General features: G+C 65.5%; 17 protein-coding genes. 6 read left to right on the top strand and 11 right to left on the bottom strand.

Going from position 1 to position 11,744, the window contains the following annotated elements; translation table 11 throughout:
- The first annotated feature begins 54 nt into the window (after positions 1–54).
- The 4 genes from Q0964_RS05965 (at position 55) to Q0964_RS05950 (ending at position 3,402) form a co-directional block, all read left to right on the top strand.
- A complete protein-coding gene (locus Q0964_RS05965; protein WP_299264715.1) occupies positions 55–690 on the top strand; it encodes an IS6 family transposase in 636 nt (211 codons plus the stop codon).
- A gap of 56 nt (positions 691–746) precedes the next feature.
- Positions 747–1,409 carry a potassium channel family protein gene (locus Q0964_RS05960; protein WP_299264712.1) on the top strand — a complete coding sequence of 221 codons (663 nt, stop codon included), beginning with the start codon at positions 747–749 and terminating at the stop codon, positions 1,407–1,409.
- Positions 1,410–1,711: 302 nt separating this feature from the next.
- Complete coding sequence (locus tag Q0964_RS05955; RefSeq protein WP_299264709.1) at positions 1,712–2,800, top strand: putative sulfate/molybdate transporter; 1,089 nt, start codon at positions 1,712–1,714, stop codon at positions 2,798–2,800.
- A gap of 128 nt (positions 2,801–2,928) precedes the next feature.
- The gene (locus Q0964_RS05950) at positions 2,929–3,402 is read left to right on the top strand and encodes a DUF7384 family protein (RefSeq protein WP_299264707.1); all 474 of its coding nucleotides are present in this window, start codon (positions 2,929–2,931) and stop codon (positions 3,400–3,402) included.
- Between the two features lie 321 nt (positions 3,403–3,723).
- Here the strand turns inward: Q0964_RS05950 and Q0964_RS05945 are convergent, their stop codons facing one another.
- Complete coding sequence (locus Q0964_RS05945) at positions 3,724–4,413, bottom strand: non-canonical purine NTP pyrophosphatase (RefSeq protein ID WP_299264721.1); 690 nt, start codon at positions 4,411–4,413, stop codon at positions 3,724–3,726.
- A 41-nt stretch (positions 4,414–4,454) separates the two neighbouring features.
- Complete coding sequence (locus Q0964_RS05940) at positions 4,455–4,727, bottom strand: DUF5808 domain-containing protein (RefSeq protein WP_299264704.1); 273 nt, start codon at positions 4,725–4,727, stop codon at positions 4,455–4,457.
- 365 nt (positions 4,728–5,092) lie between these two features.
- Here Q0964_RS05940 and Q0964_RS05935 point away from each other — a divergent pair, with 365 nt between their 5' ends.
- The gene (locus Q0964_RS05935) at positions 5,093–5,266 is read left to right on the top strand and encodes a hypothetical protein (RefSeq protein ID WP_299264702.1); all 174 of its coding nucleotides are present in this window, start codon (positions 5,093–5,095) and stop codon (positions 5,264–5,266) included.
- Here Q0964_RS05935 and Q0964_RS05930 read toward each other — a convergent pair whose 3' ends face one another.
- The 9 genes from Q0964_RS05930 to Q0964_RS05890 all read right to left on the bottom strand — a co-directional run bounded on the left by Q0964_RS05930 (position 5,267) and on the right by Q0964_RS05890 (position 11,219).
- On the bottom strand, positions 5,267–6,931 hold the full coding sequence (locus Q0964_RS05930) for a bifunctional N(6)-L-threonylcarbamoyladenine synthase/serine/threonine protein kinase (RefSeq protein WP_299264699.1): 1,665 nt from the start codon (positions 6,929–6,931) through the stop codon (positions 5,267–5,269).
- A gap of 125 nt (positions 6,932–7,056) precedes the next feature.
- Positions 7,057–7,191: a 30S ribosomal protein S27ae gene (locus tag Q0964_RS05925; protein ID WP_299264697.1), complete on the bottom strand. Its 135-nt coding sequence runs from the start codon at positions 7,189–7,191 to the stop codon at positions 7,057–7,059.
- A complete protein-coding gene (locus Q0964_RS05920) occupies positions 7,192–7,509 on the bottom strand; it encodes a 30S ribosomal protein S24e (protein ID WP_299264694.1) in 318 nt (105 codons plus the stop codon).
- A gap of 83 nt (positions 7,510–7,592) precedes the next feature.
- A complete protein-coding gene (locus Q0964_RS05915) occupies positions 7,593–8,090 on the bottom strand; it encodes a GTP-dependent dephospho-CoA kinase family protein (protein ID WP_299264718.1) in 498 nt (165 codons plus the stop codon).
- A gap of 76 nt (positions 8,091–8,166) precedes the next feature.
- A complete protein-coding gene (spt4, locus tag Q0964_RS05910; RefSeq protein ID WP_299264692.1) occupies positions 8,167–8,364 on the bottom strand; it encodes a transcription elongation factor subunit Spt4 in 198 nt (65 codons plus the stop codon).
- 2 nt (positions 8,365–8,366) lie between these two features.
- Positions 8,367–8,942 carry a DNA-directed RNA polymerase gene (locus Q0964_RS05905; protein WP_299264690.1) on the bottom strand — a complete coding sequence of 192 codons (576 nt, stop codon included), beginning with the start codon at positions 8,940–8,942 and terminating at the stop codon, positions 8,367–8,369.
- Between the two features lies 1 nt (position 8,943).
- Positions 8,944–9,321, bottom strand: a complete 378-nt coding sequence (locus tag Q0964_RS05900; RefSeq protein WP_299264688.1) for a PIN domain-containing protein — start codon at positions 9,319–9,321, stop codon at positions 8,944–8,946.
- On the bottom strand, positions 9,318–10,547 hold the full coding sequence (locus Q0964_RS05895; RefSeq protein WP_299264685.1) for a translation initiation factor IF-2 subunit gamma: 1,230 nt from the start codon (positions 10,545–10,547) through the stop codon (positions 9,318–9,320). Before Q0964_RS05895 ends, Q0964_RS05900 begins: the two co-directional genes overlap by 4 nt.
- A 228-nt stretch (positions 10,548–10,775) precedes the next feature.
- Positions 10,776–11,219 carry an acyl-CoA thioesterase gene (locus Q0964_RS05890; protein ID WP_299264684.1) on the bottom strand — a complete coding sequence of 148 codons (444 nt, stop codon included), beginning with the start codon at positions 11,217–11,219 and terminating at the stop codon, positions 10,776–10,778.
- Between the two features lie 213 nt (positions 11,220–11,432).
- Here Q0964_RS05890 and Q0964_RS05885 point away from each other — a divergent pair, with 213 nt between their 5' ends.
- On the top strand, positions 11,433–11,561 hold the full coding sequence (locus Q0964_RS05885) for an AbrB/MazE/SpoVT family DNA-binding domain-containing protein (RefSeq protein ID WP_299264682.1): 129 nt from the start codon (positions 11,433–11,435) through the stop codon (positions 11,559–11,561).
- The last annotated feature ends 183 nt before the right edge of the window (positions 11,562–11,744 follow it).

Below are 11,744 nucleotides of genomic sequence, written 5' to 3'. Positions count from 1 at the left end.
CGGCGGTGTTCAGATAAGGATGAAGAGTGAGGCGGTGTGTTTTCTGAGTGATCTATGCCCGAAAACACACGCCTCGGCGGTAGTATCGACCAGATCGACTTAGAGTTTGTTGAACGCGAGGCGACACCGCGGCTGCTGATGAAACTCGGTATTCAGTTGCATCTCGCAGGTCTCTCGCTTTCGAATACCGTTTCGGTTCTTGATATATTCGGTGTCGAGCGAGCGCGATCCACCGTGCATAATTGGGTTCACAAGGCAGATCTACAGCCCGAAACTGGATGTAGTCCGGATCACGTTGCGGTCGACGAAACCGTGATCCGACTCAACAGCGAGCAATATTGGCTGTACGCTGCGGTCGATCCTGACACGAACGAATTACTCCATACAAAGCTTGAACCGGTGAGAACGAACGCTCTCGCCCACGCGTTCTTTGGCGAACTCCGTGAGAAACACGACGTGGACGATGCCGTGTTTCTCGTCGATGGCGCAGCACCGCTGAAAGACGCCTGCCAGCGACACGGCCTCGATTTCAGATACGAACGCCACGGAAATCGGAACAGTGTCGAACGTGTCTTTCGTGAAGTAAAACGCCGTACCTCTTCGTTCTCAAACTGTTTCAGCAACGCCGAGCGAGAAACAGCCGACGACTGGCTCCAATCGCTCGCCTTCGCATGGAATCAGCTAATCTGAACACTACCCCGACAGCGGGGCCAGTATTTTTACCCATGGTGGCATATCACACACTCATGAAGTTCGTCATCGTCGGCTTCGGTCGCGTCGGGATGCGCACCGCACAGACCCTCCAGTCGGAAGGTCACGAGGTCATCGTCGTCGAAAGCGACCACGACAAGATCGCCCGTGCCGAGTCCGAGGGGTTCGCGACCGTCGAAGGTGACGGGTCGAACGAGGACGTGCTGGAAGCGGCCGGACTCAACGTGGCCGACGCTATCGCCGCACTCACGGGCGACCTCAACAAGAACTTCGCGGCCTGCATGATCGGGAAACACCACGGCTGTCGCACGGTGCTCCGGATCGACGAGGACTACCGCGAGGAGATATATCAGAAGTACGCCGAGGATGTCGACGAGATCATCTACCCCGAGCGGCTCGGTGCCGCCGGCGCGAAGACCGCGCTGCTGGGCGGGGATTTCAACGTCCTCGCGGATATCACCGAACAGCTCTCGGCGGCCAGTATCCGGATTCCCGAGGGTTCGCCGGCGATCGGCAAACGGGTCATCGAGATCGACCTGCCGGCCGACGCCCGTCTCTACGCGCACGGCCGGGCGAACGAACCCATGACGATTCCACTCCCACAGACCGAAATCCGGGCCGACGACAGCATCGCTCTGATCTCACATCCCGACTCGCTGGCGGCCGCTCGCGAACAACTGCGCGGCGGGAGTGCCTGAGCACCCGTTGTCGTCGTCGGTGAAAGGAAAGTGGGGTGGGGTCAACGGTGTCCGGGCGCGCGAAAGGATGGGAGACTGAAGCCGTTTTAGCGCGCCCTAGTTTTCAGCAGGCACGGGTGATACTTAAAATCGCGTCAGACACCCGTCACACCGGAACGAACCGCCCGACCGCAGGGGTTCGACGGACACGTGAGTCGGTCGCTACGGTGACGGCCTAGCCGATTCCGGTATCGTCAGTCACGACACGTTACGTCGAACGGTTGCTGACAACGCTGATATGCCGGCGGTTCCGATGGCGTTCTGTGTCTGTCCCGACCGTCGAGCGCGTCGAACAGTGGCTCCCCGTGGCAGTCGGGGACCTGACGGGCGCGCTAGGGGATTCGGTTACGGTGTTACCGCTCGTGGTGGCGCTGGGCGCGCTGACCCCTGCGTCACTCGCCCACGTTCTCGTCGGTTTCGGTGTATTTCAGGTCGTCTGGGGGCTCCGGTACGGCCTCCCGCTGTCGGTCGAGCCGATGAAGGCTCTCGTGGGGCTGGCCATCGCCGGCACGTTGACCTACGGTGAACTCGTCGCCGCCGGTCTGCTCGCGGGTATCGTCCTGCTCGTCGTCGGGACGACCGGAACACTCTCCAGGGTTCAGACCGCCGTCGGCCAGCCGGTCGTCCGTGGCGTCCAGTTCGCCGTCGCCCTCCTGCTCGCACAGGCCGGCTTCGACCTCGCACTGGGTGAGCCCGCTGTGGCGGCCGCCGGCGCGGCGCTGGCGGGTCTGGTCGCTGTCGTCGGCTACCGCCAGGCCGCCGCGCTGGTCGTCCTTGCCGCCGGGACCGTCTGGACTGCCGCCACCGTGGGCGTGCCCACCCCGGCACTACCCGCCGTGTCGCCGTTCCCGGCCGGTGGCCCGACACTCACCGTCGGTGCAGTCGAGGGCACGCTCGCACAGCTGGCGATGACCGTCGGTAACGCCGCGGTTGCGACCTCGCTGCTCTGTGCCGACCTGTTCGACCGCGACGTCTCCCCGGACCGCCTCGCCCGGAGCATGGGCGGGATGTCACTGGCTACGGTCCCGCTGGGCGGCCTCCCGATGTGTCACGGCAGCGGCGGTCTCGCCGGGAAGTACGCCTTCGGTGCCCGCAGCGGGACCGCGAACCTCGTCCTCGGTGTTCTCTATCTCGCGGGTGCCCTGGTGGCTGGCCTCTGGCTCTCTTTCCCGATGGCGCTCCTCGGCACCCTGCTCGGCGTCGTCGCCGTCCAGCTCGGCCGGGTCGCGCTGGACACCGACCACCTGCCGCTCGTGGGCGCGATGGGCCTGCTCGCAGTGGCGACCGACGTCGGGGTCGCCTTCCTCGCTGGTCTGTGTTGCTGGCTCGTCCGCGAGCGTTGGCTCGCGTAAGCGGTGGGTTTTCGGCGCGCGCCGACCCACGTCGGGTATGACCTGGGCGGATCTGTTCGAGCGCGCCGACGAGTACGACGTGAGCGTCGAGACCGTCCGCGAGCGGCTGGCGGCCCGGAGGACAGAGGATGAGTGACGGACCGAATCCCGCCCGCTTCGTCGCCGACGCGGACGTGCTGGCGGCCGACCTGCTGGTGGGCGGCCCCGCCCGTGACGCCCTCGACATCGCGCGGGCCCACGACTGGGTGACGCTCGTCGCCAGCGACGCCCTGCTCGAGGACGCCACGGCCGTGATCACCGATTGCGCCGACGCGGACCTGGCTGCCGACTGGCGAGAGACAGTCGACGACCTGCGCGAACCCGTCTCTCACCCCGCCGGTGACCACCCGGCGCTGGCAGCCGCTTACAACGGCGATGCCCGCCATCTCCTCACCTTCGACGAGAACCTCCAGTCGGCACAGACCGGCGCTACCCTGCAAAAATACGTCGACGTGAGCGTCCGCGAGCCCCGCGCGTTCGTCACGTTGTTCGACCCCGAATCGCTCTACGAGGTCGTCGTCGGCGGCGAGTATCCCGGGCCGGACCGGGACCCCCGGGCGTGACTCACGGCGAAGTGCTGTCCGCCGTCTCGACGGTCTCGCTCTGCCCGACCACCCACGAGAATCTGCCGTGGGCCACCACGACGCCGAACGTACCGACCCACCAGGGCTGACTCACCGGCAGGAAACACTAGACAGGCCCGCCGAGGAGCAGCCCCGAACGCGACCCCCGCCGCCACACGCTTGACGTCTCGAGTACATCCGTCAGTACAGCCCAGCCACACAGACAGGGACTCGCCGCAGTGCGGGCTGGGACTGGTCTGCCCGTCTCACTCCCGGCCGGCACAGTTCCGCGAGAGCGTTGCCGCCTCAAGACATCGGTCGCTAGCGCTCCCGGTACCACTCCCCGAACTTCGCCAGCGCCCGCCCGCGGTGGGAGACCGCGTTTTTCTCCTCGGCCGTCATCTCGGCGAAGGTCGTCCCGTCGTACTCGAAGATTGGATCGTAGCCGAAGCCGTCGTCCCCCCGCGGCGCGACGATCTCGCCGGGGACGTGCCCCTCGAAGATCTTCACCGGGAGGTCGCCCGCGGCCACCTGGTCGTCCGTCGTCGCCGCCGCGCGCTCGTCCGTACTCTGGTCCTGCCCGCGGCGCTCGCGGTCGACCGGTTCCGGTGACGCGTCGAAGCCCTCGCCGTCGCAGTAAGCCAACACGGTTTTGAACGACGCCGTGCGGTCGTCTTCCTCGCGGGCGAGCCGCCAGACGCGCTCGACACCCACCGTATCCTCGACGTACGAGGAGTACGGGCCAGGGAAGCCGTCGAAGGCGTCGACGAACAGTCCGGCATCGTCGACCAACACGGGTGCCTCGGCGTCGACGGCGGAGCCGTCTGCTCGTCGAGTCTCCGACTCGACGGTGTGCCGGTACGCCTCCCGCGCGCCGTGGGCTGCCACGGTCGCGAGGTCGTCGGCCTGAACCTCCGTGTAGTCGAAGTCGAACTGTTCGACGGCGTCCGGGCCGAGGTACTCGCGCGCCTCTCGAACCTTCCCCTGGTTGGTCGTCACGAACCGAAGCATGTCCATCGGTCAGTACCGCCGGTCAAAAGGAGCGTCGGTCCTCAATCAACGATAACTTCGACCGGTTCGTCCTCGTCGCCGGCGTCGCTCTCGTCGCCGGACTGTCGTCCCTGGTAGAACAGGACACCGGCGACAGCCAGCACGATCCACGACCGCCAGTTGGCCAGATTCAGCGTGTAGCCGATACCGAAGGGTTTCTCGACGAGCATCCCCTGTCCGGGTCGCCAGTACGACGAGAGCAGGCGCTTGATGCTCGGGCGCTCGAAGTTGTACGGTACCCCGAATATCTCACCGGACTCCGGCTTGTCTGCCATACTCGGTGTTTCGTCTGGCCCCGTTAAGACGTTTGTCCCGACGGGTCGGACCGGCACTTGCATCCACTACACGCCCCCGTCTCGACCGACGTACGCTACGGCCGTTCCCACCCACTACGCTGCGCGAGACCGTCCGAGAGCGCCACGCCAACCCGAAAGACGGCTGCTAACGGGTGTGTCGCTTCCCCCTGCTCGTGCTGTCGGTCTACCGTCGGGACGGGCGCCCGGTGGCTGGAACGGTCGCGTTCGTCGTCGTCAACCCCGCACTGTTCCCACCGCCTGCGGACGACGACGCCTGGATGACCCGCGTCGTCTAAGACGAGCGCCCGCGGCTCGAACACGGGAACCGCCGGCACCCGACACAGTTGCTGAACGTCCTCAATGCGCTCTGCATCCTCTACGCCGTCCGTGCGGCCGTCCGCCGTCGACCCGTTCACACCGCGCTCGCGACCGCCGGCGCGATGGCACCGACGTTTCCGGTTGTCGACTTCGCCGCCGACTACTACGACCGCCACGCCACCAATGTGACCCCCGAGTAGCTACTGATACCGGCCCCGCCCCTCGATCTCGCGCAGGTGGTCGAGGACGCGCTCGTCACCCACCGACTCGTAGGCTGCCTCGGCGGCGGTCAGCAACGGCTCTGGGTCGTCGGCCGTCCCCACCAGTGACTGTGCGAGGACGTGCAGGTCCATCGCGTAGTCCTCGCGGTCGTCGGTGTAGTACCCCAGACCGAAGTCGATGAGGTAGGTTCGGCTGTCGTTGCCTTCGAAGGAAACACGAACGTTCCGGGTCGTCGGGTCGCCGTGGACGAACCCGGTCTCGTGAATCGTCGCCAGGTGCCGGCCCACGTCCCGGACGTTCGGTACGGTCAACCGCTCCCTGAGGTCCGCGTCACCGACGGATTCGAGGACCAACCGGGTGTTCCACGGGTCCACGTCCAGCACGACCGGCGTCGGGACGCCGTGCCGGCGCGCCTCGGCGGTGAGTCGGGCCTCTTCACGCGTGCGCTCAACCCGTAACCGCTCGTCAAGCTCCGGGTGGCGGTAGCTGCGCGGTCGCCGGTGTTTGATAACACGGTCGCCGTCGACCTCGACGGTTGCCTCCGCGCCCTGCAGTTTGTCGGTTCGCGGCGCCCCGTCGCTCGCCCGTTCGCCGGCCGTCGTGTTCGACGCCCGCCCACGCCAGTCCACCATCACCTGGTCCGGCCGGAAGTCCGCGTCGATGCCGGAGGCGGCGATATCGAGCGTGTCGTCGGCCGCGTACATCTTCGCGCCCAGCACCGCGATCATCCCGGCGTTGTCCCGCAGGAACCGCGGTTCCGGGGCGAAAAACTCCGCCCCGCGTTGCTCGCACATCTCGCCGAGCATCTTCCGCAGGCGGGCGTTCTGGCCGACGCCGCCGCCCAACACCAGTTCGTCGCTCCCGGTCAGCGAGAGCGCTCGCTCGCTGACCTCCGTCAGCATCGCGAAGACGCTCTCCTGCAGTCCGTGACAGACGTCCGCGACTGGAACGCCGTCGTCTACGGCGTCCTTGGCGGCGCTCATCACCCCCGAGAAGGAGAAGTCCATCCCCTTGACTACGTAGGGGAGTTCGTGGTACTGGCCGTCCGTCGCCGCCGCTTCGACCTTCGGCCCGCCGGGGTGGGACCAGTCCAGATGCCGGGTGAACTTGTCGATAGCGTTGCCGACGCCGGTGTCCATCGTCTCACCCAGCACCTGGTAGCGGTCGTTCCGGTAGGCCAGCACGTGGGCGTTCGCGCCACTCGCGTTCAGACAGACCGGCGAGGCAAAGCCCGAGCGATGGCGACCGACCGCCAGGTGGGCGATCATGTGGTTGACGCCCACGAGGGGCACGTTCAGCCGCTGGGCGACCGCGCGGGCCGCCGTGGCGACGATTCGCAGACATGGTCCCAGTCCCGGCCCGCGGGAGAACGCCACACAGTCGACGGGCGGGCCGTCGGCCCCGCTGGCGGCGTCCGCAGCGGCTAACTCGCGGGCGTGGTCGAGCGCTCGCTCGACCACCGCCGGCACGTGCTCGCCCATGTGTTCGGCGGCCTCGCGCGGATGGAGACCGCCGCTGTCGGGCTGGTACGCCTCTGTCTCCATCTCGACCGCACCGGTCGCCTGGTCGTAGACGGCCGCGCTGGCGGCCCAGGCGGTGCCCTCGATGCCAAGCACGCGTGTTTCGTTCTCGTTGGCCGCCATCGGTTCAGTGTTCAGTCGTCGACGAACGAAATGAGGACTTCGGTCCGAGTCCGAGTTCTGTGTTCTTTCCGCTTAGTTTCTGCGAGGGGAGTTCGCCCCGCGGACCTCCCGACGTAGAAACTGGATTACTGCCACTCGGTGTAGCTACACCGGCCACAGTGGAGGCGGTCGCCGTGGTCCGCGAGGAAGGAGTCGCCACAGCGCGGGCACGTTTCCTTCTCGGTCGTCCCGTCGTCGTCGTAAAGCTCGTGCCGGGGCATCTACGCCTCCTCGGCCTCTTCTTCGGCCTCCTTGCCGTCGGCCCTGATCTTGTTGCGTTCGAGCATGTGGTCCTGCTCGACGTCGGCGGCGAACTCCGCGTCGTCGTACACTTTGGCGTAGCCTACGGTCTTTCGCATCCCGTACTTCGTGTCGAGTTCGTGGACGACGACCTCCTCGGCGTCCTTGTTGAGCTTGGCGGCGAGACTGTCACGAACCGAGAGCCGCGACGGGGTCGCGTCTTCGTGGACCATCTCGAACCGCACGTCTGTCCGGTGTAACATCGGATTTTCCGTTTCCTCGATGATATCGATATCCATGGTTCTTAGTGGTACCTCCCGCGAAACGAGTAAAAGGATTTCGAAGCCCGTACCGCCGTCACACCGACGGGTAGGAGCCCGACTCAGCCCCCGAGCAGGTCCCAGAGCCGCTCGGTGTCGCCGTCCATCCGGTCGAACAGGTCCGTGACTCGAGCTTTGACCTCGTCGTCGCACGCAACGAGAACCATCCCCTCGTCTGGCTGACCGTAGACGACGCTCGCGCCCGACGGCGCGGCGGCGATGGCGGGTAGCGTCGCCAGGTCTTCCTCGCCGTCGACGACGATTATCGTCGACGCCCCGTCGTCCGCAGCATCGACGGCCGTCGACAGCGCCGACAGCAGAGTTGCGCTGAGGCCCGCTGCGGCGTTGACGACTTCGACCTCGCGGCCGAACACGCCCTCGTCGATAGCCTCCTGGACGTGGTCCTCGATGGCAGAACGTTTTGTCTGGCCGTCGATCAGCGCCACGTCCGGCCTGTGATCGGCCTCGATCAGGTGGTACGTGACGATATCTCCGACTGCGATGACCGGCAGTTTGGCGGCCGAAAACAGCGCGTCAGCGTCGGTGTACACCTCGCCCATCGGGTCTTTGAGTTCGCCTCGAAGTGCCTCCTGCAGACTGACGACGGCCTCGGTGGAATCTGTGTCGTCGGTCACGTCAACGAACTTTCAGCGCGTACTTACCGGGCTCTTCGACCTGCATCTCCTCGGCGACCTCGCTGTCCCCGGGATGGGCGACGATTACGTAGCCGGCCCAGTCTTCGGTCAGCGAACTGGAGCCACAGGAGACACACGCCTCCTCCTCGCCGGACTGTTGGACGCGGTGACACTCACGGCAGACGAGTCTGTCAGCCATGACTACTCACCCGTGGTCGCCTCGTTTTTGCGCCGCTGGCGTTCGGCTTCGAGCCAGCCGTGTTTCCCGAGTCCGACCTGTTTCGCCGTGAGGCCGATTTTCGAGTCACGCGGGTTGCGCTCGTCGATACTCTTGGTGACAATGCGGGCCCGCACCGCGTCGCCGACGGTCAGCGTGTCGTTCGAGTCCCGGGAGGCCAGTTGCTGGTTCTCCTCGTCGTATGCGAGATACTCGTCGGATATCTGGGAGACGTGCAGCAGTCCGTCCACCGGACCGATACCGACGAACGCGCCGAAGTTGACGACCTCGACGACCTCTCCGTCGACGACCTCCTGCATCTGCGGGTCGAACGTCAGCGCGTCGAACTCTGCCTCGTAGTAGACACCCGGCTGGTTCGGGAGGACCGCGCCCTCACCGATGTCGCGGACTTCGACGACCGAGACGACGCTCCCGACGTCCTCGTCCATCCGGCCCTCGAGCTTGTCCTGCAGGAGTCGTTTGATCCGTCCCGGAGTCACGTCTGCGAGGTGTTCCGGGGGCACCTCTACTGTGTCGCGAAGTCGAACCCGTTTGTACATGTTATGGTTGAGTAATGGCGAGTTTGTTCTGGCCCCTTAAACCAATTACTGGAACGCCACGGTCCAGTACGCGGTCCCGCAGAGGCCGGTCGTTCGTGACGACACAATCGCACTCGCCGTCGGCGGCGAGTTCGACGATGGCGTCGTCGGCGTACGATTCCTCGTGAGCGAGGACACGAGCGCGGTCGGCCAGGTCCTGGCCGACACTGGCGGCCGTGCCTTCCTTACCGCTGCCCTCGGCGAGCGACTCTAGCTCGGCGACCACCGCTCGCGGCACGGCGGGGTCGTGGTCGCCGAGTACCCGGTCGAGTTCCTCGAACAACCGCACGTCACATTCGACCGGCATCATCAACGCACTCGTGTCCAGACACACCGTCATTCCCGCAGCGTCCCGACGCCGATCAGCCGCCACCGCGCACCGACCCGGCGATTGATAGCGATCTTCGCGCCCGGCTCGGCACACACCGGCCGCTTCAACGCTACCTCACACTCGCCGCCCCGGGCACTGGTGACCGAACCGACGGTCGTCGCCGTCCCGACGGTGAGCATCAGCGGTTCGCCCGTCGAAATCTCCTCGACCTCGTCGGTCTCGCCGACGATCCGTTCGAGCAGGTCGACGTCCATCTCGAACTCCTCGAAGGTCGGCGGGAGCGTCCCCGGTGGACCGGCGACCTGCCCTGCAAGCGCGTCGCCTTTGGTCAGCGACGGGTCCAGCCCGGTGCCGACCCCGAGCAGCCCACCGGGCGTGGCCTCCTCGACGTCTTCGCCGCCGGCCTGGAGCGACCTGACCGTAGTCTCGACGGGCCGCCACTCGGCCTTGCCACCCTCCTCGACCTCCTGGCCGGGCCGGAGTTCCAGCTCCTCACCCTCGTGGAGTCGGCCATGGACCAGACTGCCGCCCAGGACGCCGCCCATCAACGAGGCCCTGGTCGTTCCCGGGCGATTGATATCGAAACTGCGTGCGACGAGCATCCGGGCGTCCTCACTGGGGTCCCGGTCCGGCGTGGGAATCTCCGCCTCGATAGCCTGGATCAACACGTCCATGTTGACGCCCTGCTGGGCGGACACGGGGACGATAGGTGCGTCCTCGGCTACGGTGCCGGAGACGAACTCTTGAATCTGGTCGTAGTTGTCGGCGGCCGTCTCGCGGTCGACGAGGTCGACCTTGTTCTGTGCGATGACGACGTTGTCGATGCCGATGATGTCGAGCGCCATCAGGTGCTCTTCGGTCTGGGCCTGTGGGACGGGTTCGGCGGCGCTGACGACCAGCACCGCGCCGTCCATGATTGAGGCCCCCGAGAGCATCGTCGCCATCAGCGTCTCGTGACCGGGCGCGTCGACGAACGATACCGTCCGTAACGGCTCGCTCTTCGAGCCGTCCGGACACTCCTCGTCGACGGTGTACATTTCGGGTTCATCGGCGTCGGGGCACTGCCGGAACGACGCGTCGGCGTACCCGAGGCGGATGGAGATGCCGCGTTTCATCTCCTCTGAGTGCTGGTCGGTCCACTCCCCACTCAGTGCCTGGACCAGCGTGGTTTTGCCGTGGTCGACGTGGCCAACGAGCCCGATGTTCACCTCCGGTTGTCGGTGTTCGTCTGTCATTTCGAGAGTAATCTTACAGTTTCTTCGCCGCCTGCACCTGATAAAGTTGCTGTTCTTCCTCCCAGAGGCCGGGGGTGCGTCCCGAACCGCCGGTCCCGACCCGGGCCTGCCAGTTTCCGAACCGCTCTTTCGGCCCGTCGACACGGCGTCACCGGAGTCCAGTACGGGACAGTCGGGCGTGTCTACACGGCAGCCTTCGAGCGGGCTACTGCGACCCGGCTGGCCGAGTTACTCGCCCCTGTCGGCTGCGAGGCCGCTCTCCTCGAGTTGCCGGTCCCGGTCCGTCGGCGTGTTTAGCTCCGGCACTGCGACGGGAGCGCCATCCTCGTCGACGGCGACGAAAACAAGACACGAATCACAGGTTCGCTCACGCTCGCCGGTCCGGGGGTCCTCGCGGTCGACGACGAGTCGGATCCTGATGCTGGAACGCCCCGCCTGATACGCCCACGCCTCGACCACCGCGACCTCACCGCGGGGAATCGGCCGTGTAAACTCCAGTCCCGTGACCTGTGCGGTAACACACGTCTCGCCGGCGAACCGCATCGCCGACATCGCTCCCACCTCGTCCATGAGCTTCATTACCTCCCCGCCGTGAGCGGTGTCGTAGTTGTTCGTCATGTCGGGTTGTATCCGGGCGCGGTTCTCGATGTACGTTTCTGACGGAGTCGGCATACAACATACACGAGCCACAGTGACTTAGCTTCCGCCCGACCGTACCCATGGTTCGCCCTCCGTTCGCCACAGTCCAAAGGCCCGACTCCCGGCCGCGGTACGCGCGGCCCCGGCAGCCTCCGAGTGTACAGGCGGTTCGAGGCGACTGCCTCGGGGCTTGACTTCAAGGGTGAAGCCGACAGCATTATAATGAGTGAAACTGTATGGTACAGTATGAGTCAGATGGAGTGTTATCCAAAAATCAGACAACGTGGTGTCGTCACGATACCAGAAGAAGTCCGAGAAGGGCTTAATCTGGAGGAAGGCGACCAGTTGAAACTCACCGTCGAAAAGTTCGACTAACAATCATGAAACACACGCTTCGCCTCCGTGCGTACCTGCCCGATGACGTGGCAAGCGAAGCGTGGCACCAAATCGACATTCTCCGACAGATTCGCAACCACGCTGTCCGTGACTACTACGGCAGTAACTACAACGACAAGCCATCTGACTACGACCAACACAGCAAACTCAAGAACTGGACAG

Origin of the sequence: Halorientalis sp. (assembly GCF_028275115.1) — an archaeon.
Lineage (GTDB): Archaea > Halobacteriota > Halobacteria > Halobacteriales > Haloarculaceae > Halorientalis.
This window is presented reverse-complemented; position numbering and strand designations above follow the sequence as displayed.